11 protein-coding genes are annotated in these 23,511 nt (G+C 75.7%); all 11 read left to right on the top strand.

Going from position 1 to position 23,511, the window contains the following annotated elements:
* Positions 1-65: 65 nt before the first annotated feature.
* The 11 genes from IE271_RS19370 (at position 66) to IE271_RS19420 (ending at position 23,504) form a co-directional block, all read left to right on the top strand.
* A complete protein-coding gene (locus tag IE271_RS19370) occupies positions 66-689 on the top strand; it encodes a TetR/AcrR family transcriptional regulator C-terminal domain-containing protein (RefSeq protein ID WP_190191604.1) in 624 nt (207 codons plus the stop codon).
* 929 nt (positions 690-1,618) lie between these two features.
* Positions 1,619-2,368: a class I SAM-dependent methyltransferase gene (locus IE271_RS19375; protein WP_190191605.1), complete on the top strand. Its 750-nt coding sequence runs from the start codon at positions 1,619-1,621 to the stop codon at positions 2,366-2,368.
* Between the two features lie 100 nt (positions 2,369-2,468).
* Positions 2,469-6,650 (top strand): non-ribosomal peptide synthetase, encoded by a 4,182-nt coding sequence (locus tag IE271_RS19380; protein ID WP_190191606.1) that lies wholly within the window; start codon positions 2,469-2,471, stop codon positions 6,648-6,650.
* Positions 6,647-13,507, top strand: a complete 6,861-nt coding sequence (locus tag IE271_RS19385) for a type I polyketide synthase (RefSeq protein WP_190191607.1) — start codon at positions 6,647-6,649, stop codon at positions 13,505-13,507. Before IE271_RS19380 ends, IE271_RS19385 begins: the two co-directional genes overlap by 4 nt.
* 50 nt (positions 13,508-13,557) lie before the next feature.
* Entirely contained in the window at positions 13,558-15,129 is a 1,572-nt protein-coding gene (locus IE271_RS19390) for an ABC transporter substrate-binding protein (protein WP_190191608.1), read from the top strand.
* Complete coding sequence (locus IE271_RS19395) at positions 15,114-16,091, top strand: ABC transporter permease (RefSeq protein ID WP_229919429.1); 978 nt, start codon at positions 15,114-15,116, stop codon at positions 16,089-16,091. The genes IE271_RS19390 and IE271_RS19395 overlap by 16 nt, the downstream gene beginning before the upstream one ends.
* Positions 16,088-16,945: an ABC transporter permease gene (locus tag IE271_RS19400; protein ID WP_229919430.1), complete on the top strand. Its 858-nt coding sequence runs from the start codon at positions 16,088-16,090 to the stop codon at positions 16,943-16,945. The genes IE271_RS19395 and IE271_RS19400 overlap by 4 nt, the downstream gene beginning before the upstream one ends.
* Entirely contained in the window at positions 16,942-18,675 is a 1,734-nt protein-coding gene (locus tag IE271_RS19405) for an ABC transporter ATP-binding protein (RefSeq protein WP_190191609.1), read from the top strand. Before IE271_RS19400 ends, IE271_RS19405 begins: the two co-directional genes overlap by 4 nt.
* Positions 18,653-20,050, top strand: a complete 1,398-nt coding sequence (locus IE271_RS19410) for a class I SAM-dependent methyltransferase (protein ID WP_229919431.1) — start codon at positions 18,653-18,655, stop codon at positions 20,048-20,050. Before IE271_RS19405 ends, IE271_RS19410 begins: the two co-directional genes overlap by 23 nt.
* Positions 20,047-21,483, top strand: coding sequence for a class I SAM-dependent methyltransferase (locus IE271_RS19415; protein ID WP_190191610.1), 1,437 nt, complete (start codon positions 20,047-20,049; stop codon positions 21,481-21,483). Before IE271_RS19410 ends, IE271_RS19415 begins: the two co-directional genes overlap by 4 nt.
* Positions 21,480-23,504: a condensation domain-containing protein gene (locus tag IE271_RS19420; RefSeq protein ID WP_190191611.1), complete on the top strand. Its 2,025-nt coding sequence runs from the start codon at positions 21,480-21,482 to the stop codon at positions 23,502-23,504. The genes IE271_RS19415 and IE271_RS19420 overlap by 4 nt, the downstream gene beginning before the upstream one ends.
* The last annotated feature ends 7 nt before the right edge of the window (positions 23,505-23,511 follow it).

The raw sequence follows: 23,511 nt of genomic DNA on the forward strand, positions 1-23,511 counted from the left end.
GTCTTTCTCTTTCTCGACATGTTCTTGGTCAGTGACCAATGGTTGGCATGCAGTAAACTAGGTCAGTGACCAAGAAACAAGTCGGGGAAGACGTCACGAACCAGCTCACCCGCACCGCCGTGATCGACGCCGCCCTCCACGTCCTGGACGAGCGCGGACTGGACGGTCTCTCCACCCGGGCGGTCGCCGACCACCTCGGCGTACGGATGAACACCGTGCTGTGGCACGTGAAGACCAAGGCCCGGATGCTGGAACTGATGGCCGACGCCGTCGCCGCCGACATCCGCTACGACGACCTGCCCGACGTCCCTCTGGAGCGCGTCCGCGAACTCGCCGCCCGCTACCGGCGCACCCTGCTCGCCCACCGCGACGGCGCCGCCCTGGTCACCGGCACCTACCCGGCCGAACCGCACACCCTGCGCTTCGCCGACCACCTCGTCCACGCGCTCCTGCAAGCAGGCGCCGACGAACAGCAGGCGGCCTGGACGGTCTGGACCATCACCTACTTCGCCCTCGGCCTGACCCAGGAGGAACAAGCCGCCCCCGAGGAGAGCGACGACAGACTCGCCCAGGCCGTCGACCCCGGCACGCACCCTGCGCTGCACCGGGTCCTGCCCCACCTCCGGCAGAACTTCGAGGAGCGCTTCACCTTCGGCCTGGAGGCGATCCTCTCCCGCATCCCCGCATGACAGCGCGCCCTCCCAAGGGATTCCAGCAGCCGCGTCGGCAACGGGCCGCACACCTCGCCGGTGCGTCGACGAAGCCGCTCAGGACGACCAGTGGCGCCCGACGGATGCCGGCCTCTCACCCGGCGTGTTTGGCCACCACCCACGAAGTCGCGAACGCCTGCGAGACGCCGCCCGGTGAAACGCGCAGCCGGTCCGAAGCCGGACGCCTCCCCTCCGCCAAAGTCACCGGCCGGCGACGCGGCATCCCCACCGAGCCCGCCACCGGGACGTGAGCACGGGGCACTTGCGGCCGCTGCGCATCGCGGCACACGTCGCCCCCGTCACCCCGATCGCCCTGTCGACCACCCCTGCCACGACCCACTGGCGACGTGCGGTCCGTTGCCGCAAAGCGTTCGCGCCACGTCGCCGCGGCCCCTGGCACCCCGCAGGTGCCGAGCCGCCATCGACCGCCTCGCCTTCCCCGCCACCCGGCCCCATGCCGAGGGGACCTGCGATCGGGGCGACGCGCTCCGCCCTTCGCAAGTGATCCCGGACACGGCAGAGCGACACATTTATTGAATATGACTTTCATTACATGTAGTGTCGGCCGGACTTCGGGCGCCGACATGTCGGATCCACTCCTCTCAAGGCGGGAGTGGCCAGGCGATCCGCCCCGCAAGCGGCGAGTACCGCCGGATGCAGTCCGGCCGCGTGGACCCGCGAGGAGGGACGGACGCCCCGGCCACCACGGGTGCACGGCCCCACGACCCGCGCAAGCAGCGGCCGGCATCGGGCGATGCCTGGCCTGCGATGCGGGCGCGACCGTCCGGTGCGGCGGATCGGACTGCGCCCGCCCGCAACGCCGGTTGCGCTCCCGGCCACGGCAGGCCGAAGCGCCAGTACGCGCCCGCCCAGCGGCGGGCGTCCTGACACCCAACCTTGGAGTGGTGATGAGCGACCCCTACGAGCGGTCCGCGGAGTATCTCGACATCATGATCGCCGACGCTTGGCGGCCACTGGCTCCGGCCCTGGCGGACGTATTGACCGGCGTGAAGGCGAAGACCGGAGCGGTGGTGGATCTCGGCGCCGGATCCGGGCGGGGGGTACGCGTCATCTGCGACGCGCTCCCCCGGACGCCGGTCCTGGCCGTCGAGCCCTCCGTCGCCATGCGCGCCGTCCTGCTGGCGCGCCTCCACGACGATCCCGAACTGCGCCGACGGGTCACGGTGACGGCCGGCGACTGCGCGAGTTTCGACTGGCCCGACGGCGTGCGCGCCGTGGTGGCGCTGAACATGCTGGGGCACCTGCCTCCCCCGCAGAGGCGCGCGCTGTGGGCCCGCGCCGCCCGGCATCTCGCCCCCGGCGGAGCGCTGGTGGTGAACGTCACGCCGCCGTTCGAGCCGACGACAGTGGAACGGGTGCGGATGGCCCACGCCACCATCGGCCTGTCGGAGTACGAGGGGTGGGCGAGCGCACGGCCCTCGGGTACGGACGAGATCACCTGGCACATGGAGTACCGGACCCTGCGCCAGGGCAGCCCGCTGACGCAGGCGTCGGTGGAGTACCGCTGGTGGGTCGCTCCGGAGGAGGCGCTGGCAACCGAGGCGGCCGAGGCCGGCCTGTCCTTCCGCCCGGCGGGCGACCCGGACCTCGGGCTGCGGGTCCTGACGCGGGTCGGCGGCAACAACCCTGTCTACTAGTTGATTCGATAATCATTTTCATTTAGGTTCGTCGGTGTCCTGCTCCCCCTGCCCGAACAGCGGGGGAGCTCCTTCCCGCATGCGCTCCAACGGAGACCGGATGAACCAGCCTGTGCCGAGCGACGACCTCCTCACCTGCGTCATCGACTGCATAGCCGAAGTCCTCGGCACACCACCGCAGCAGATCGCTGCGACCGGTCCGCTCGCGGCTCTGGGGCTCGAGTCGTTCACCGCCGTTCGGCTCAGGCGACGCATCCGCGAACGCACCGGCCACGACCTGCCGTTGACCGCCTTCCTCGGGGACACCGCCACCGCCCGCGCGATCACGGACCGGCTCGTGGACGCGCAGAGCCCCGGTACCGCTTCACCCGGCCGATGTACCGATGCCCCGGCGCGGATCCCCGCGAATCCCGCGCAAACGCGGCGGGACGAGGCGAGCGAGGGTTTCGCCCTGACGCCGATTCAGGCCTCCTACCTGGCCGGACGGGCCGAAGGCCTGCCGCTGGGCGGAGTGGCCACCTTCTACTACTACGAGTACGACCGCACTCCCGAGGACACGGACCCGCTCGCGGACGTGGCCCGGCTGGAAGCCGCGTGGAACCGCCTGGTCGAGCACCACCCGATGCTGCGCATGACGGTGGACGACCGCGGCCTGCAGCACATCCAGCACGCCCCCGGCGCCTACCGGATCGGTGTCACCGACCTGCGTCACGAACCCGCCGACCGGGTCGGGGAAACACTGTCCGCCCAGCGTCGCGAACGCTCCCACCAGAACCGGCCCACCGGATCGTGGCCGCTGTTCGACGTCCACGCGACGCTGCTGCCCGACGGACGGACCCGGCTGCACGTCGGCGTGGACGTGCTCCTGACCGACCTGGCCGGCTGGATGCTGCTCATGCGGCAGTGGGGCCGCCTCGTCGAGGACCCCTCGTACCGTCTCCCCGAACCCGCGGCGCGGTTCCCCGACCTCCTGCGCGCCCGGGCCCAGGACCCCGAGTGGACCGCCCGGCGCACCCGGGACCGCGCCTACTGGGCCGAGCGGGCTCCCTCCCTGCCGCCCGCGCCGCGGCTTCCGGTGCTGCGCGACCCGGCCAACACCACCCCGCCCCGCTTCGTGCGCTCCGCCGCCGCGCTCGACGCCGGCACCTGGGCGGCACTGCGCGCCCGGTGCGCCGAGCACGCGGTCACACCGACCGCCGCGCTGCTCGCCGCCTTCGCCGTCGTACTCGGCCGGTGGGGCGCCGGTGAGCGGATATGCCTCAACACCACCCTCTTCGACCGCCCGGAGGACGCCGCCGAGGCCGAAGGCGTCGTAGGTGACTTCACCACCACCGCCCTGGTCGGCACGCCCCGCTTCGCCCCCGCCGACTGGAAGGGCTTCGCCGACTACGCGACCGCCGTCAACCACCGCTTCTGGGAGGACCTGGACCACCGGTCCGTCTCCGGCGTCGAGGTGCTCAGGGAGCTGCGGACGCGGACCTCGCGGCCGGGACAGCCGCTGCAACCGGTGGGCGCCCCCAGCCACCCGGTGGTCTTCACCAGCGGAGTGGGCCTGGACGCCGACGGGGAGCCCCCGGCCGCCTGGATCGGCCAGGAGGTCCACGGCATCTCCCAGACCCCGCAGGTGCTGCTGGACCACATCGTGTGGGACGAGGGCGGACGGCTGCGCCTGGCCTGGGACGCGGTCGAGGGCGCCTTCCCCGACGGCTGGATCCCGGCCCTGCTCGACGCCTACGTACGCCTGCTGCGCACCCTGACCGAACCCACCGCCTGGCGCGACCCCTCACTGGGCTGGGACCCCACCTTCCGCCCGGAAGAGCCCCTGGACGCCACGCCCTTCCCGACCGCCGGCCCCCTGCTGCACGACCCGGCCGCCGACGCGGCACGCCGGCACCCGCGCCGGCCGGCCCTGCGCACCTCCACCGCGACGGTCACCCACGGCCGCCTCGCGGACAACGCCGCCGCCATTGCGGACCTGCTGACCGCCCATGGCGTGGGCCCCGGTGACATGGTGGCCGTCGCCTGCGAGAAGAGCGCCGCGCAGATCACCGCCGTACTCGGCGTCAGCGCCGGCGGAGCGGGCTACCTGCCCGTCGAGCCCTCCTGGCCGGCCGCGCGGATCGCCGCCGTCTGCGAACGGGCCGGTGTCCGGCACGCGCTGACCGGCCGGGGCGTGAGCGTCGAGTGGCCTGCAGATGTCGTCGTGCACCGCCTGACCGCCGCGGGCCGCCCCGCCCGCGGCACCACCCGCCCCGCCGGCCCGGCGACACAAGGCCCCGCGGCGCAAGGCTCTGTGACGCCGCGCCCGGACGATCTCGCCTACACCATCTTCACCTCCGGCTCCACCGGCAGTCCCAAGGGCGTGGAGATCCAGCACCGCGCCGCACGCGTCACCGTCGACGACGTCGTCGACCGGTTCTCCATCGGCCCCGAGGACCGGGTGCTGGCGCTGTCGGCCCTCAGCTTCGACCTGTCCGTGTTCGACGTCTACGGCGTCCTCGGCGCCGGCGGCAGCCTCGTCCTGCCCGACCCCGCCCGGCAGCGCGATCCGGAGCACTGGCTCGACCTGGCCGGCCGCCACGGCGTCACCGTGTGGAACACCGCCCCGGCCCTGCTGGAGATGCTCGTCGAGTACGCGGAGATGGAGCCGGACGCCGCCGCGGCGCTGAGCACCCTGCGCCTGGTGATGCTCTCCGGCGACTGGATCCCGCTGAACCTGCCCGACCGGCTGCGCCGGCTCGCCCCGCAGGCACGCGTGATGAGCCTGGGCGGCGCCACCGAGGCGTCCATCTGGTCCATCACGTACCCGGTCGAGGACGTCGACCCGCGCTGGCGCAGCATTCCGTACGGCCGTGCCCTGCGCGGTCAGAGTTTCCTCGTTCTCGACGAGGACGGCGCGCCCTGTCCGGTCGGCGAGGCGGGGGAGCTGTTCATCGGCGGTGACGCACTGGCCCGCGGCTACACCGCCGACCCCGTCCAGAGCGCCGAGCGGTTCGCCGTCCACCCCGTCCTGGGCCGTCGGCTCTACCGGACCGGAGACATGGGCCGGTGGACCGCCGAGGGCACCATCGAGTTCCTCGGGCGCGTCGACCGCCAGGTGAAGATCCGCGGCCACCGCATCGAACTGGGCGAGATCGAGGCGGTGCTCGGCCGCCACCCGGCGGTCCGCCAGTGCGTGGTGTCCTCGGTGCCCGGTCCCGACGGCCGGCCCCGGCTCGTCGCCCACCTCTCCCCCCGGGGAGCGAGCGCACCGCCGACCGCCGAGGAGCTGGCGCAGGCCCTGCGCGAGCGCCTGCCCGACTACATGGTCCCCGCACGGTTCGTCGTCCTGGACCAGCTGCCGGTCACGGCCAACGGGAAGATCGACCACGCGGCGCTGACCGCCGCACCGGCGGACGCCCGATCGGCCGGTGCGCCCGCACCCGGCACGGCCTCTCCCGCCGGACCGCCCACCGGCCCACTCCCCGAGGACACCGGCACGGTCCCGGCCGTTCCCTCCCTCTCCTCCCCCGGCTCCGATTCCACGGCCGCCGCGGTGGGCGAGGAGTGGGTCACCGCCGCACTCGCCGAGGCCGCCGCCCTGGGACTGGAGGCCGCGCTCGTGGTACGGCCCGGCCGGCTCCGCCCGGACCAGGCCCTGGACGCGGCCGCCCGGTGGCTGCGCAACGTAGCGCGCACCACCGACGCAACGACAGCCACACCGCGCCTGTCCGTCGACGGACTGGCCGAAGTGGTCCGCCGCCCCGGCGGGACCAGCGACGCGACGCCCGGCACAGCCTTCGCCGCACCCCCCGCCGCGAGCACCGACCGGCCGCTGCCGCCCGACATGCCGGCTCCAGGCGCTGCGGCCGATGCCGACCGGCGCACCCCCGCGCCGTCCGCACCCCGCAGCGGGGGCGGACACGGTCCCGCCACCGCCGTTGATCCGGCCGTACTCGAAGCGCTGACCGCCATCCTGCGCGACTTCACGGACGAGCCGGTCACCCCCGACAGCACCTTCGGCGCTCTCGGGGCGACCTCGCTCACCCTGGTCCTCACCCACCGCAGACTCCGCGAGGGCATCGCCCCCCGCCTGGCGCTGGCCGACATGTTCGCGCACCCCACCGTCGCCGCCCTGGCCGCCCGTATCACCGCGCAACGCGCCATACACACCGCAGACGCCACGGACACCGCCGCCCCCACCGTCGACGGCACCCCGTCGACGCCCCCGCACGACGCACGGCCCACGCGCAGGACCTCCCGCGTCGCCGCACGCGCCCTCGCCGAGGAGACCACGCGATGACCGCACCGACCACCCCCCGTCCGGACCACCCGCCCGTCAACGACGACCTGATCGCCGTCACCGCCCTGGACTGCCGCTTCCCCGGCGCTCCGGACACCCCGGCCTACTGGGACCTGCTGGCCGGCGGCCGCAGCGGACTCACCCGGCACACCGAGCGGGAACTCGCCGCGAGCGGCGTGCCCGCACGGCTGTCGGCCAACCCCGCCCACGTACCCGTCAGCGGACTCATCGACGGACAGGACCGCTTCGACCCCGAACCGTTCGGCCTGACCGACGCCGAGGCGGCCGTCATGGACCCGCAGCAAAGGCTCTTCCTCGAAGCCTGCCTGCGGGCCCTGGAGAGCGCCGGGCACGGTGGCGGCGCCGGGGCGGGCGCGGTGGGCGTCTTCGCCGGTGCCGCCCACAGCGACTACCTGGCCCGCAACCTGGCCGACCGGTACGCGGCCTCCGCGACCGACCCCGTCGGCAGTCTGCAGGCGGCCCTCGCGGGAGTGGCCGACTACCTGCCGCTGCACGTCGCGCACCGGCTCGCGCTGACCGGTCCCGCCATCGCGGTGGGCACCGCCTGCTCGACCTCCCTGGTCGCCGTGCACCTGGCCGTGCAGTCCCTGCTGGCGGGCGAGTGCGACACCGCGCTCGCCGGCGGGTCCTCCCTGATCGTCCCGCAGGGCCGGGGCTACCTGCACGTCCCCGACGGGATCTTCTCCGCCGACGGACACGTGCGCGCCTTCTCGGCCGATGGCACGGGCATCGTGCACACCCAGGGCGTCGGCGTGGCCGTGCTGCGCCGGCTGAAGGACGCGCTCGCCGACGGCGACCCGGTCCTGGCCGTCGTGCACGGCTCCGCCGTCAACAACGACGGCGGCGACCGCACCGGCTTCACGGCCCCCTCGCCGCGCGGGCAGGCCCGCGTCGTCTCCGAGGCCCTCGCCGTCGCCGGCCTCACCCCGCGGGACATCTCCTACGTCGAGGCGCACGGCACCGCCACCCGGCTCGGCGACGTCGTCGAGGTCGCCGCGCTGCGCCGCGTCTTCGGCGACACCGGCCCGGCCTGGTGCGCGCTGGGCTCGGTCAAGAGCAACATCGGGCACGCCAACTCGGCCGCCGGCATCGCCGGATTCGCCAAGACCGTCCTCGCCCTGCACCACGGCCTGCTGCCGCCCACCCTCGACGCCCTGCCCCTCAACCCCGACCTCGGCCTGGACGGCTCCCCCTTCACCGTCGTCCACGAGGCCACGCCCTGGACCGGGCACCGGTACGCGGGGGTGAGCTCCTTCGGCATCGGCGGCACCAACTGCCACGTCGTCCTGGGCAGCGCCCCCGTACGGCCCGAGCCGCCCGCCGACCCGCGTCCGCAGCTGGCCCTGCTCAGCGCGCACCGCGACGACGCCCTGGAACGCCTGGCCGACGCCACCGCCACCGCGCTGCGGACGAGCGCGGCCGGCACCGCCGACGCCGCGTACACCCTGCACACCGGCCGCGGCACCCTGGCGCACCGCGCCGCCGCCGTCCTCACCGGTGACACGGAGACCGACACCCGGGCCCTGCGCACCGCAGCCCGCCGACGTCCCGGCCCCGCCCGCCCAAGGGTCGTGCTCGCCTTCCCCGGCGCCGGGGCGCAGTACGCGGGCATGGGCCGCGACCTGTACGCCCAGGAGGAGGAGTTCGCGCGCACCGTGCGCGAGTGCGCCGGCCTCTTCGACGACGGCACCGGCGTCGGCCTGACCGAGCTCGTCACGGCCGATCCCTCCGACGACCGGGCGCGCCGGCTGCTGCGCGACCCCGCCTTCGGCCTCCCCGCCCTGTTCACCGTCTCCCTCGCCACCGCGCGCACCCTGCGCTCCTGGGGCGTCGAGCCGGACGCGGTGGTGGGCCACAGCCTCGGCGAGTACGCGGCCGCCGTGCTGGCCGGGGCCCTGTCCCTGCCGGACGCGGCGAACCTGGTGGCGGTCCGCTCGCACGGCGTGTCCCGGGTGGCCGGCGGCGGGGCGATGCTGACGGTCCCGCTGTCCGAAGAGCACACCCTGGCCCTGCTCGCCGACCACCCCGGCCTGGACCTGGCCGCCGTCAACAGCCCGCGGTCCTGCGTGGTGTCCGGGCCCTCGCAGGCCGTCGCCGCACTGGAACGCGTCCTCACCGCCCGAGGCGAGCGCACCGCACGGCTCCACGTCGACGCGGCCCTGCACTCCCGGCTGGTCGACCCGGTCCTGCCCGAACTGCGCGCGGCCGCCGCGGCCGTCGACTCGCGGACTCCCGCCGTCCCGCTCGCCACGACGCTCACCGGGAAGTGGCTGCACACCGCGCCCGACGCCGACCACTGGGCGGCCCACCTGCGCTCCACGGTGCGCTTCTCCGACGCCCTGGCCACCGCCCTGGAGGGGGGACCGGCCGTCCTGGTGCAGGCCGGGCCGGGCAGCGCGCTGCTCCAACTGGCCCGCGGGCAGCGGGACACCCGGCCGCCCGCCACCGTGGCCACCTTCCCCGACCGTGACGAGACCCGCGGCGGGCGCGCCGCGCTGCTCGCGGCCGCCGGGGAGCTGTGGACGTACGGGATCGACCTGGACGCCACCGCCCTGCACCGCCCGGGACGCCGCCGGATCGCCCTGCCAGGCCTTCCCCTCACCCCCCGCAGGCTGTGGATCGACCCGCCCGCCGCGCATCCCGCGCAGGGACGTCCTGCCGCGGGGGCACCGGACCCGGCCGACGGCGGTGCCACCCCCGCACCGGCCGCACCCGACGAGACCGAGCCCTTCCAACTGCCCATGTGGCGGCGCACGCCCCCGCCCGCCGCGCACCGGCCGGAGCCGGCGGGCCGGTGGCTCGTCGACGGCCCGCAGGGTTCACCGGTGCAGGAACAGATCCGTACCGCGCTCGCCGCCGCCGGGGCCAGCACCGTCACCCTCGACGAGGCCGCCCGCACCCCGGACACACCCTGCACGGGCGTGATCGTGATCGACTCGTGCGACGGTTCCGCCCCCATGGAGGAGAGCGGCGACGGGACCGGTCCCGCCGAGGCCGTGACCGCGTCGGTCCTGCGCTACGCGCGGCTGGCCCGGACGATCGCCGCCTGGGCGCACCGGACCTGTCTGCTGCACGTCAGCCGGAACGCCCAGCAGGTGGAGAGCGCCGACCGGCCGACGGCCCACGGCGCCGCGGCCCTCGCCGTGCCCCGCGTCCTGGCCCAGGAGTTCCCCGGACTGCGCTGGCGCGCCCTGGACCTGCCGGCCGGACCGCCGGACGCCGCCGCCCTGCGCGCCGTGTGCGCGGAGGCCGCGGACCTGGCGTCCGGTGCCCCCGGCGGCGTCGAGAGCGCCGTGCGCGGCGGCCACCGCTGGATACGGGGCATCGCTCCCTGGCGGCCGGCCGAGCCGGTGGCGGACACGGACGAGCACGCCGGTGCCGGTACCGGCACCGCGGTGGTCCTCGGCGGACTCGGCGACGTGGGCCTGGCCCTCGCCGGGCACCTGGCCCGCTCCGGACGGCGGGTCGTGGTGACCGGCCGCACCGGACTCGACCCGGACCCCGAACCGGGCAGCACCATGGCCGAGCGCGCCGCGACCGTACGCCTCCTGCGCGAGACCGGCGCCGACCTGGAGGTCCGCGCCGTGGACGCCGCCGACCCGCGTGCCACCGCCGGCCTGCTGCGCGAGCTGACCGACCGTGACGGCCCGCTGGACGTGGTCGTGCACGCCGCCGGCGTGGTCGCGTCCGCGGCGGTCGCACCGCTGCGGGCCACCGAGGAGCAGGCCGTACGCGCCCACGCACAGGCCAAGGTCACGGCCGCCCTGGCGCTGCGCGCCGCCGTGCGAGCCCTCCCGGCCGGCCGTCGGCCGGGCACCGTCCTGCTGATGTCCTCGGCCACGGCGCTCGTCGGCGGCCTGGGCCTGGCCCCGTACGCCGCGGTCAACCGCTACCTGGACGCGCTGGCCGAGCACGAGCACGGCGCGGACCCGGCGGCGACCCGCTGGCTCAGCGTGGCCTGGGACGCCTGGCGCGTGGGCCCGGGCCTCACCGAGCGCACGGTGGCCGCCCGGCACTCGATCGGCCTGGCGGACGGCATGCGCTCCCTGGACCGGCTGCTCGCGCTGGCGGCCCAGGGCCGTGCCCCGGCTACCGTCGCGGTCTCCCCGGCCGACCTCGCGCCCCGCACCGCGGGTGTCGCCACCGTCGTCCCCGCCCCCGGCGGCTCCGCTCCCGCCGGGACCGCCGCGCAGCCGCGGACCGGTGCGGAGCTCCACACCGCCGCGGAGACCGAACTGGCCGCCCTGTGGACGGAGTTGCTCGGCTTCCCCGTCACCGAGCGCGACGCCGACTTCTTCGCGCTCGGCGGTCACTCCCTGCTGGCCACCCGGATGCTGGCCCGGCTGCGCGACGACCACGGCGCCGACCTGCGACTGCAGGACCTGCTCGCCCGGCCGACGATCGCGGCCCTGGCCCCGCTGCTGCCCGGCGGGCCCGAGGACGCCGACCCGTCGCCCGCCGCACCGCGCGCCGCGACCGCACCCGGTGGCGGACAGGACGACGCCCCGGACGACGGCCCGCGGGAATTCCCCCTCACCCGGGTGCAGCACGCCTACTGGGTCGGCGGTTCGGGCGGCTACGGCCTGGGCGACGTACCGTGCTCCTTCCACCTGGAGTACGACTGCGCCGGCCTGGACACCGACCGCTACGAGGCGGCGTGGAACGCGGTGATCGCCCGCCATCCGATGCTGCGCGCGGTCGTCTCGCCGGAGGGCCGCAACCGGGTCCTCGACCGGGTGCCCCGCTACCGCATCCGCGTCCAGGACCTGACCCGGTACGACGACGCCGAGCGCGCCCGGCGGCTGGAACGCGTCCGGGAGCGCATGGTGCGCCGCGAACCCCGCCCGGGCCGCTGGCCCCTGGTCGACATCCGGGCCGCCCGGCTGCCCGGCGACGTCGTCCGCCTGTTCGTCGACGTCGACGTCCTGGTCTGCGACACCGCCAGCTACCTGATCTGGGACCGCGAACTGCGCACCCTCTACCAGGACCCCCGCGTCCAGCTGCCGCCCCTGCGGACCACCTTCGCCGACTGCGTGGCCGCGCTCGAACGCCGTACCGAGGGCCCCGGGTTCGCCCGCGCCGCCGCCTACTGGCGCGCCCGGCTGGACGCGGACGGCCTGCCCGGCGCCCCCGCGCTGCCCGTGCGGCCCCAGGAGCCGGGCGAGCGGCCCCGTTTCGCGCGCCGCACGGCCCGTCTGGAGCCGGACCGCTGGGACGCGTTGAAGGCCGAGGCCGCCCGGCGCGGCCTGACCCCCACGGCCGTCCTGCTGGCGGCCTACGGCGAAGCCCTCGGCACCTGGGCACGGCAGGACCGTTTCTCCATCACCCTGACCCTCTTCGACCGGCCGGCGGACCTGCCCGGCGCGGACGACGTGGTCGGCGACTTCACCTCGCTGATGCTGCACACGGTGGACCGCTCGCGCGGCACCCGCTTCGCCGACGCCGCCGCGCGGGCCCAGCGCACCCTGTTCGAGGACCTGGACCACCGGGAGTTCTCCGCCCTGGACCTGCTCGCCGAGAAGTCCTCGCGCACCGGGCGCACCGAGTCCGTCCCCGTCGTCTTCACCAGCGCGCTGGGCCTGTCCGGTCCGCTGGGCGGCGGACACGACCTGGACTGGGTCGGCACACCCGTGTACGGCGTGAGCAGCACCCCGCAGACCTGGCTGGACCACCAGGTGATCGAGCAGCACGGTGCGCTCCTGCTGCAGTGGGACGTACTGGAGAACGCGCTGCCCGCCGACGAGGCGGACGCGGCGTTCGGGGCCTACGCCGCGCGGGTGCGGCGGCTGGCCGAGGACGTGCGGGAGTGGGAGCTCGGCGCCCCCGGCGCACCTCACGCCGCGCCCGCCCTCCCGACCCCTGCGGCTCGCGCACCGGAGAACCGGGCGGCGGCCCCCGCGACCGCTTCCGTACCGTCCGAGGAGCCCGGCACCGACGCCGACGCGGTCCTGCTGCTGCACGACGGCGGCACCGGCCGGGGCGGCAGGGACGACCGCCCGCTGTTCCTGATGCATCCCTCCGGCGGGGACGTGCTGTGCTACGGCGAACTCGTCCGTCACCTCACCGACGGCCGCCCCGTCGCGGCGCTCACCGACCCCGCCCTGACCGGCGGCACGGGGCCGCGGACCATCGCCGAGATGACGGACCGTTACCTCGCCGCGGTCCGCGCCCGCCAACCGCACGGCCCCTACCTGCTGGGCGGCTGGTCGATGGGCGGCACGGTCGCGCACCAGATGGCCGTCGAGCTCGAACGGCGCGGTGAGCGGACCGACCTCCTGATCATGATCGACTCCAACACCCCCGACCGTATCCGGGCGCTGGGCGGCGCCGACCGCGCCCAGGACACCGCCTTCGCCGCCGTGCGCTACCTGCGCTCGCTGGAGGCCTTCCTCGACCTGGACCTCGGGCTCGGCGCGGACGGGGACGTACGGGCCGCCTGGCGGGAGCTGCCTCCGGAGGAGGTGCGCCGGGCCGTGACCGGACGCCTGCGGGCGGCGGGCCTGCTCAGCCCGAAGGACACCGCCGACAAGCGCCTGGAGGTCTTCGAGCGCCACCTGCGGGCGCTGGCGGACCACCGGGCCGGGCACCTCACCGACCCGGCCACCCGGCTGCTGCTCGTCGCCGCGTCCCGCCGCTCGCCGCACAACGCCGGCGTCGGCATGGGCGTCGACGACGCCGCCGACCTGCCCGCCCTGGGCTGGCTGCCGCACGTCAGCGGCCCCGTCGACGCGCACACCGTCGAGGGCCACCACTACTCGCTGCTGCACGACCCGGCCGTACGGCGGACCGCGGCCCTGATCGACCAGGCCCTGGCCGCCGTACGTACCGGCCGCTGAGCCCCGCCCCGACACCGTCCGCCACCACCAGAACCCCGCGGAAAGCGACCATGACCCAGCCTTCGTTCCCCCATGCCCCTGCGTCCCGCAGATCGGTCCTCACCGCCCTCGCGGCGCTCGCCGTACTGCCGCTGAGCGCCTGCTCCTCCTCCGATGGCTCCGCCGCGTCCGCCGAGTCCCCGGCGTCCGCCGCCCCGGCCGACGGCGGCACCCTGCGCTACGCGGCCACCGGATCCCCCGCCACCGCCAGTGACGACCCGCACGGCGGCCTCGGCAACGAGTCCGACATCCTGCGCTTCGCCCTGGTCTACGACGTCCTGACCCTCCCCGGCGAGGACGGCGGGACCCGCCCGCGGCTCGCCACGTCGTGGAAGCCCAACGAGACCCTGGACCGCTGGACCTTCACCCTGCGCAAGGACGCGCGCTTCACCGACGGCACCCGGGTGCGCGCCGCCGACGTGCTGTACTCCCTGCGGCGCATCGCGGACAAGGCCGCCGAGAACTACGGCCGGCTCGCCGACTTCGACCTGGACAGGTCCACGGCGCCCGACGAGCACACCGTGGTCCTGGCCACCCGCACCCCGATGGCCGACGCGCCCAGGGCGCTGGAGTCCGTCAGCTTCGTGGTGCCCGAGGGCACCGAGGACTTCTCCCGCGCCGTTCCCGGCTCGGGTCCCTACAAGGTCGAGGGGACCAGCTCCCGGACCAGTGTCCTGACCCGCAACGACGACTGGTGGGGGAAACGGCCGCACCTGGACCGGATCGAGATCCAGGCCGTCGCCGACCCCCAGGCGCGCGCCAACGCCGTCACCTCCGGACAGGCCGACATCGCCGGCAGCGTCAGCCCGGCCGCCGTCAAGAGCGCCGGAACCTCGGCCAGGACGCAGGTGGTGCGCCGGGAAGGCGTCACCGAGTACCCGTTCGTCATGCGCCTGGACACCGAGCCGTTCGACGACCCCAGGGTCCGCGAAGCCTTCCGCCTGGCGGCCGACCGCAAGGCCCTGGTCGACACCGTGTACCTGGGCTACGGCAGGATCGCCAACGACCTTCCCACCCCCTACGACCCCTCGACGCCCAAGGACCTGCCCCAGCGCACCCGGGACGTGGAGAAGGCCAGGCGACTGCTGGCGGAGGCGGGCCACGAGGACGGGCTGTCCGTCACCCTGCACACCACCACCTCCTACCCCGGTATGGACACCGCGGCCACCCTCTACGCCCAGCAGCTGGCCGACATCGGGGTCGAGGCCGAGGTGAAGGTCGAACCCGCCGACACCTACTGGACGGCCGTCTACGCGAAGAAGGCCTTCTACACCGGCTACTACGGCGGCATCTCCTTCACCGACCTCACCCGCGTCGGCCTGCTGTCCGACTCCCCCACCAACGAGACCGCCTGGCGCAGCGACACCTTCGACGACGGCTTCGACCGGGCCATGGCCACCGCGGACGACACCGAGCGCCAGGCACTGCTCGCCGGCATCCAGAAGGAGCTGTGGGAGGACGGCGGCTACGTCGTCTGGGGCACCGGTGACGGACTGGACCTCGCCGCGCCCGGCGTGCGCGGACTGCCCGACGGTCCCGGCTTCCAGCGCATGTTCATCGACCAGGTGTGGCTGGACCGGTGATCCTGCGTCTCGTCGTCCGTACCGCGGCCCTGGCCGTGGCCGCCACGGCCGTGGTCTTCGCGGCGACCGAACTGCTGCCCGGCGACGCCGGGCAGCTCCGGACGCCGGGGCGGGCCTCGGCTCAGGACATCGCGCGGGAACGCGAGCGGCTCGGCCTGGACCGGCCGGCCGCGGTGCGCTACCTCGACTGGCTGTACGGCGTGGTCCGCGGGGACCTCGGGCGGTCGCTGTCGGGGGGACGGCCCGTGGCGGCGCTGTTCGCCGAGCGGCTGCCCGCCACCGCCGTGCTGGCCGCGGCCGCGCTGGCCGTCACCGCGCTGCTGACCGCGGCGGCCCTGGGAGTCACGTACCTGCGCGGCGGCCGGGGCGGCTCGGCCGCCACCGGTCTGGCCGCCGTGCCGCAGCCGGTCCACGCGGCCGTGCTCGGCGTGGTGTTCGCCGGGCTGCTGGGCTGGCTGCCCGCCGTGTCCCTGCTCCCGCCCGGCGCCTCGCCGCTGACCGAACCCGAGGTCCTGGTCCTGCCCGCGCTCACCCTCGCCCTGCCCTCGGCCGCCTTCGCCACCGCCCTGCTGCGCGGGGCGCTGGGCGACGCGCTGCGCCGGCCGCACGTGACCGACGCGCGACTGCGCGGCCTGCCCGCCCCGCTGGTGCTGCGCCGTCACGTCCTGCCCTTCCTGTACGTGCCGGCGCTCCAGGTGACAGCGCTGCTGGCGGGCGGTCTCGTCGCGGGGACGGCCCTGGTGGAGACGGTGTTCGGCTACCCGGGCACCGGGCAGCTGCTGGTGTCCGCCGTGGCGGTGCGCGACGTCCCCGTGGTCCAGGCCGCGGCCCTCCTCCCGGCCGTCGTCCTGCTGCTGGGCATGCTGACGGCCGACCTGGCCGCCCACCGCGCCGCCTCGGCGCCGCGCGTCACGAAGGGCGCCGTCACCGCCGTACCGCGGAACGTGGGAGGGGGCCTGTGACCCCCCGTACCGTGCCGGCCCCCGCCGAAGCCACCCGTCGCCGTACACCGCCGGTTGCCGCCGGGGCCGTCCGCCGTGCGGTGCCCGTCGCCGCGGCCGTCGTCCTGCTGGTGTGCGTGCCGCTCGGCCGGTACGCCGCCCCGCACCCACCGGAGCGCACGGTCGCCGCGCCTTGGGCACCGCCCGGCGGAGAGCACCTGCTGGGCACCGACGCCCTGGGACGCGACGTGCTGTCCCGGGTGCTGGCCGGCGGCACCCATCTGCTCACGGTGTCCCTCCTGACCGCGGCCGCCGCCGTCGTCTGCGGCACCGCGCTCGGCCTCACCGCGGGCTGGACGGGCGGCCGCACCGCCCACGCGGTGCGCGCGCTGTGCGACCTGCTGCTGGCCGTCCCCGCCCTTGTCCTGGCCCTGGTCCTGGCCGTCGCACTGCCCGGGACCACGGCGGTCGTCGTGGCGGCGGTGCTCAGCGGAGCGCCGCTGACCGCACGGATCGTCACCGCGCAGTGCGCGCACCTGCGCGACAGCGGACACGTGCTCGCCGCCGTCGAACGCGGCGAGCGCACATCCGCCGTCCTCGTCCACGAGGTCATGCCCGCCCTGCGCCGGCTGGTCGCCGCCGACGCCGGACTCCGTCTGGTCACGGCACTGCAGATCGCGGCGGCCCTCGCCGTCCTCGGCCTGGGACCGCAGCCGCCCACGCCCGACTGGGCTCTGATGCTCAGCGAGAACCTGCCCGGAGCCGCGCTCAACCCCATGGCACTGCTGGCCCCCGCGATCCCTCTCGCGGGCTGCGCCTGGATGATCGCCGCGGCGGCCCGGGCCGCCGCCCGCACACCGGGGGAGACCGGATGACCGCGCACACGCGGGCCACGGCCGCCGGGACCGGTACCGTCGGGGCCGCCGTGCCGCTGCTGGCGGCCGACGGACTGACCGTCCACCGCGTCCACGACGAGGCCACCGTGGTGCCGCCGGTGGACCTGAGCGTCGGCGACGGCGAGGTCCTGGCCGTCGTCGGCGCCTCCGGAGCGGGGAAGACCACACTGCTGCGCACCCTGTTCGACGTTCTGCCGGACGGGCTGCGCCGTACGGGGGGCACCGTGAGCTGGCGTGGCACGACGGTGCCCGCCGGGCGGGCGGCCAGACGGTGGCGGCGCGCCCACTGCGGCTGGCTGGGACAGGACCCCGGCGCGGCCCTGAACCCGCTGTGGCGGGTCGACCGCCTGATCGGCGAGGAGTTCACCGGCGACGCCGCCACCCGCGCGGAACGGGTCGGCACCCTGATGGACCGGCTGGGGCTGACGCCCGGACTCGCCTCCCGGCGCGCGGGCGAGCTCTCCGGCGGACAGGCCCAGCGGGTCGCCCTGGCCCGCGCCCTGTGCACCGATCCGGACCTGCTCGTCCTGGACGAGCCGACCTCGGCACTCGACGCCGCCTGCGCCGACATGGTCGCCGAAGCGGTGCGATCCCTGCGCGGCTCCTCCGGCCGGGGCGTCGTCCTGGTCACCCACGACGCCCGGCTGGCGGCGGAACTGGCCGACCGGACCCTCGTACTCGAACCGGTCGCGGCATCCGGACCCGCGAGGACTCCCTCGCGTCCGGGCTCCCGGGCCCGGCGCACCCCGAATCCGGCTCCCGCGATCGCGGGCGCAGACGAGAACTCCCGTCCGGCCACCGATGTCCCGGTGCCGGGGGCCGGGCACTCGTCCGCCTTCCCTCCACGCCACGAAGCCGGCCTTGCGTCCGTCCACGCGTCGCAGGACACCACCCTTCCCCCTGCCCCGGGCCGGTGCCGCACCACTGCTGCATCCGGACCCGTGCTGTCGGCCCGCGGACTGGAGCTGCGCACCCCCGACGGCACACCGTTGCTCGACCGCTGCGACCTGGAGCTGACGGCGGGCGACTGGCTGGCCGTCACCGGGGCGTCAGGTGCCGGGAAGACGACCCTGCTGCACGCCCTGGCCGGCCGCCGCCCGCCCGCCGGCGGCCAGGTGCTGCTGCACGGCCGCCCGCTGCCCGCCACGGCCCGCCTGCGCGACCGGGAGACACTGCGGGCGATCCAGCTGGCCGGACAGGACCCGGCGACCGAACTCAACCCGGCGCACTCGGTCGGCCGGTCGGTGGCCCGGCCGCTGAGAGTGTTCCACGGCGTGGGCGGACCCGCCGGCCGCAAGCGGGCACGGGAGCTGCTCGCGGCCGTCGGGCTCCCCGCCGAACTGGCCGGCCGCGGCCCGTCGGCGCTCTCCGGCGGCCAGCGGCGCCGGGCCGTACTCGCCCGCGCCCTGGCCGCCCGCCCCGACGTACTGCTGCTGGACGAACCCACCGCGGCCCTCGACCCCGTCTCGGCACGGTCCGTGCTCGACCTGGTCGAGCAGCTCAGAAGGGACGGCCTGGCCGTCCTGACCGTCACCCACGACCCGGACACGGCCGCCCGCGCCGACCGCGTCCTGCACCTGGCCGGACGCCGGCTGACACCGCGACCGCCCACGACCGCCGACCACCGGCACGACACCTCGCACGACGCCCTCCACACCGAACACGACGAACGAACGGAGCACCCCGGTGTCCGACCCCACCGCGGCTGACCCCACGGCCGCGTCCACCGACCGGATCACGGCCCTGCTGGCCGCCCACCCCTGGGTGGCAGACGCCCGGCCCGCACCCGACGGCGGCGTCCGCGTCGTCCCGCACCCCGACGCCGTGGCGGCCACGCCCGAACCGGGCCCCCTGCTGCGCGAACACCTCGACCAGTGGGCCGAGGTGTACGCATTCGTCTACGAGACGGGGGAGAGCCGGCACGCCGACGACCTGGATCTGTCCGGATGGCGGGCCTCCGACACCGGAGCGCCGCTGCCCGAGGCGCACATGCGCGACTGGGTGGAGCGCACCGTGGACCTCGTCCTGGCCCAGCGCCCGCGCCGGCTGCTCGAACTCGGCTGCGGCACCGGCCTGCTCGCCCACCGCCTCCATCCGCACCTGGACGGCTACGTCGGCACCGACGTCGCCCAGGTCGCGGTGGACCGGCTCACCGCCGCCGCCCTGCCCCGTACCGCGTTCGTCCGGGCCGCCGCCCACGAGACGACCGCCTCCGAGGTGCGCGACGCCGTGGACACCGTCTTCGGCCCCGGCACGCGCCCCGACTGCGTGCTGCTCAACTCGGTCACCCAGTGCTTCCCCGACCTCGCCTACCTGACGGCCGTCCTGCACGGGGCGCTGGCCGCGGTCGAGGACGGCGGCACCGTGATCGTCGGGGACAACCGGCACTCGGACTTCCTCCTGGACCACTTCGGCCGGCTGGAGCGGGCGCGCGACCCCGAGGCGGACGAGAAGACGATCGCCGCCAGGGCCGCGGCCGCCGCCGCGGCGGACGAGGAACTGTCCTTCACCCCCGAGGCCGTCCGTGCCGCCTGCGCCGCCCAGCCGCGCCCGGTCCGCATGAGCGTCCACGCCCGCACCATGGCCGAGGACACCGAACTCACCCGCTACCGCTACGACCTCGTCCTGCGCGTCGGCCCGCGGCACGGCGCGCCCGGCACCCGCCCGGTGCGCCGCGTGTCCTGGGCCGCACGCCAGGAGGGCGCACTCGCGGAGGCGGTGCGCGCCGCGCTCGGCGGTGACGGCCCCGTCGTCCTGCGCGGCATCCCCAACGCCCTGCTCCTCGACGCGCCCGGGGCGATGACCCCGTACGCCCTGCGCCGGGCCCTGGACGGGGTCGACGCCGCCGTCCTGCTCGACACCGCCGACCCCCGGACGCTGGCCGTGGCGGCACCGGCGTCCTGCGCCCCCGCCGCCTGCGAGGACGCGCCCGCGCCCACCGGTCCGACCGCCCACGAGCCCTTCCCCCTGTTCGTCGGCCGCCGTCTGCCCGAGGTGCTGCGCGACCACCTGCGCCGCGCCGAGCCCGGGGCCCCGGCACCGGTGATCACCGTGGTCGACGGCGCCGAGGACGGCCGGTCATGACGACGGCGCTCACGGACACCGACCTCACCGGGCTGCCGGGGGTGGCGGACTGGCAGCTCGTACCCGGCGGCCCGCACGGCACCCTGCTGGTGGCGGGCCCGCCCCCGGCCGCGGAGCGGGAGCCCTCGCACAGCTCGGTCCCGGGCGGCGACAGTACGGACGCAACGGCCCGCGCGACCGCCGCCGGTGACGACTCGGTACAGGACACCGACCCGGCCCCGCTCCCCGCGCTGATGCGCCGGCTCGACGAGACCGCGCTGCTGACGATGGCCCGCGTACTGGACCGGACCCGCCTGTTCCGCGACGGACGCGGACACGACGCCGACGAGGTCCTCGCGGCCCTGGCGGCCGCGCCCCGGCACGCCTGGCTCGTACGGCGCTGGCTGCGCACCCTGGCCGCCGAGAACCGGCTCGTCCAGGACACGCGGACCGGCCGGTACCACGGTCTGGAGGTGCCCGATCGCCGCGAGCACGCCCGGGCACTGCGCGACCTCGACGGGGCGTGCCGGGGGCTGGGCTACCCGCCGTCGATGACCCGCTTCTTCCGCTCCGCGGCCGAACGGCTGCCGCTGCTGCTGCAGGACCGCGCCACCCTCCAGGAAGTGCTCTTCCCCGACGGGCGGACGGACACCGCACAGGGCAACTACCGCGACAGCACCCCCAGCCGCTGGGCCAACCACGCCGCGGCCTCCCTCGTCGTCGACCAGGCCCGCCACCGGGCCGCACACGCACCGCTGCGCGTCCTGGAGGCAGGAGCCGGAGTGGGCGGCACCACCGGAACCGTCCTGGAGGCCCTCGGCGGCACCCCCGTGGACTACCTGTTCACGGACGTCTCCCCGTTCTTCCTCAAAGAGGCCCGGGACGTCTTCGGCGCCCGCCCCGGACTGCGCCACGCCTTGTTCGACATCCAGGCCGACCCGCTCGCGCAGGGCTTCGCACCCGCGTCGCAGGACGTCGTGCTGGCGGCGAACGTCCTGCACAACGCACGGCACGCCGGCCGGGCCCTGGCGGCCCTGAGGGAACTGCTCGTGCCCGGCGGGCTGCTGGTCCTGGTCGAGTCGTGCCAGGAGCACTACCAGGCCCTCACCTCCATGTACCTGCTGATGTCGCCCGCGCCCGACGAGCAGGGCTGGTTCACCGACCTGCGGGCCGGCCAGGACCGGGTCCTCCTCACCGCCGAGGAGTGGACACGGCAGCTGGACGCCGCGGGCTTCGACCCGCTGCCCGTCCTGCCGACGGACGGGCACCCGCTCGCCGCGGCCGCCGGCCAGCGCGTCCTCGCCGGCCGCGTCCGCCCCGGCGTCGGCAGGCCGGACCCCGACCGGGTCCGCGCCGCGCTCGCCGACCGGCTGCCGCCGGGCGCACCCCTTCCCCGCGTCCACGCCGTGGACCGCGTCATCCGCACCACCACTCCGACGGGAGCACCCTGTTGACCTCTCCTTCCGCCACCGAGAACACCGCCGCCGCGCAGTCGGCCCCGGCCGAACTGGTCGACGCCGTACGCGGTGTCTGGGCCGACGCCCTGGAGACCGACCTCGCCTCCGTCTCCGCGCACGCCAGCTTCCTGAGCCTGGGCGGTGACTCCGTCCTGGCCGTCCGGATGGCCGCGATGCTCCGCAAGCGGCTCGGCGCGCCGCTCGCCCTGGCCGACGTCCGCGTCGAGCAGAGCGCCGCCCAGCTCGCCGCCCTGGTCCACGAACGCAGCACAGGCGCCGGGACCGGCGCCCTGCGCCCGCTGCCCCTGGACCTCGTCCGGCGCGAGGACCCCGAGGCCCCCTTCCCGCTCCTGCCGCTCCAGCAGGGTTACTTCGTGGGCCAGCAGGACGCCTGGGAGCTGTCGTACCGCTCCGCCCACCACTACGTGGACATCGGTCTGGAGGACATCGACGCCGACGAGGCCCCCGACGCGCTCCAGGACGCCCTGGAGCGGCTGGCCGAGCACCAGGCCGTGCTGCGGGCCCGCGTCCTGCCCGACGGCCGGCAGCACGTCCTGCCCCTGGACGACCCGGACGCGATACCTCAGCTGCGGGTCACCGACCTGCGCGACGCCGACGAGGAGACGGCCGCCGCCCGCCTGGCGGAGATCCGGCACGAGATGAGCACCGAGGGCCCCGACCCGTCCCGGGGCTGCGGACTGGACATGCGGCTGACCCTGCTGCCCGGCGACCGCGCCCGCCTGCACTCCTCCACCAGCCTGCTCATCATCGACGGCTGGTCCTCCAGCGTCTTCTACCGCGACCTGTTCGCCCTGGCCTCCGACTACAACGCCGTCCTCGCGCCCCTGGACATCGACTACGGCGACTACGTCACCACCCTGCGCGAACTGCCCGGCACCCGGGCCTGGCAGGAGGACCGCGACTGGTGGTACGACCGCCTCGACGACTTCCCCCTGCCGCCCGCCCTGCCGCTGGCGGCCGACCCCGGCGAGGTGCGCCCCACCCTGATGGGCACCCGCCAGGCGACGCTGGACCCGCAGCGCTGGGCGACGCTGCGCCGGCTGTGCACCGAGCACGGCGTCACCCCGTCCGCGGCGATGTTCGCCGCGTTCGCCGCGGCCGTCTCCCGGACCTGCGGCCACCGCCGCTTCCTGCTCAACACCCTCCAGCTGAACCGCCTGCCGCTGCACCCCGACGTGTCCCGGCTGGTGGGCGCCTTCTCGTCCACCATGCTGCTGCCCGTGGACCTGCCCGAGGCCCCGGTCTTCGCCGACCTCGCCGCCCGCGCCCAGCAGGACATCGGCGACGCGCTCGCCCACAACCTGATCACCGGTGTCGAGGTCTCGCGCGAACTGGGTCGCCGCCTGGGCACCCACCGCCCGGTGGCCCCCGTCGTCTTCCAGTCCACCCTGGGCGTGGACGCGGCGCTGGGCAGCGAGGTGCCCCAGGAGGCCGGACCGCTGGGAGCGGTCGACCTGCTCAGCCACCACCAGCAGCTGCGCACGCCCCAGGTCGCCCTGGAGGTGCGGCTGTTCGAGCTGCGCGGAGAGCTCGTCGTCGTCTTCTCCCTGGTGGAGGAGTTGTTCGCGGCCGAGGACGTGGACCGGATGTTCCAGGACGTCATGGCCACCGTGGAGTCACTGGTGCGGGCCGACGGCTGGTCGGCGGTGGTCGAACTGCCCAACGCGGTGGACGCCCAGGACACCGACGGCCTCGGCACGGCGTCCGGCCGGCGGTTGTCCGTCCCGACGAAGGCCAAGGCCCTCGATGCCGAGGCGGGAGCGCCTCGGGACGCGGTGGAGGAGGCCGTCGCCGCCCACTGGCGGAAGCTGCTGGACTGCCCCGTGGACGAGCGCACCGCCGACTTCTTCGCGCTCGGCGGCGACTCCCTGCTCGCCATGCGCATGCTCGGCTCGCTCCACCGGGAAGGACTGGGCCGGGTGGCGCCGCGCCGCTTCCTCGAGCAGCCGACGGTGGCGGGTCTCGCCGCCGCGATCCGCGAGGCGGGCGGACGGTGACAAGGGT

It is taken from the genome of Streptomyces minutiscleroticus (genome assembly GCF_014650875.1).
GTDB lineage: Bacteria > Actinomycetota > Actinomycetes > Streptomycetales > Streptomycetaceae > Streptomyces > Streptomyces minutiscleroticus.

Excerpts from the sequence above, each read along its gene's own strand:
- IE271_RS19380 (WP_190191606.1), top strand. The coding sequence starts at position 2,469 with ATGAACCAGCCTGTGCCGAGCGACGACCTCCTCACCTGCGTCATCGAC.
- IE271_RS19375 (WP_190191605.1), top strand. The coding sequence starts at position 1,619 with ATGAGCGACCCCTACGAGCGGTCCGCGGAGTATCTCGACATCATGATC.
- IE271_RS19390 (WP_190191608.1), top strand. The coding sequence starts at position 13,558 with ATGACCCAGCCTTCGTTCCCCCATGCCCCTGCGTCCCGCAGATCGGTC.
- IE271_RS19405 (WP_190191609.1), top strand. The coding sequence starts at position 16,942 with ATGACCGCGCACACGCGGGCCACGGCCGCCGGGACCGGTACCGTCGGG.
- IE271_RS19385 (WP_190191607.1), top strand. The coding sequence starts at position 6,647 with ATGACCGCACCGACCACCCCCCGTCCGGACCACCCGCCCGTCAACGAC.
- IE271_RS19415 (WP_190191610.1), top strand. The coding sequence starts at position 20,047 with ATGACGACGGCGCTCACGGACACCGACCTCACCGGGCTGCCGGGGGTG.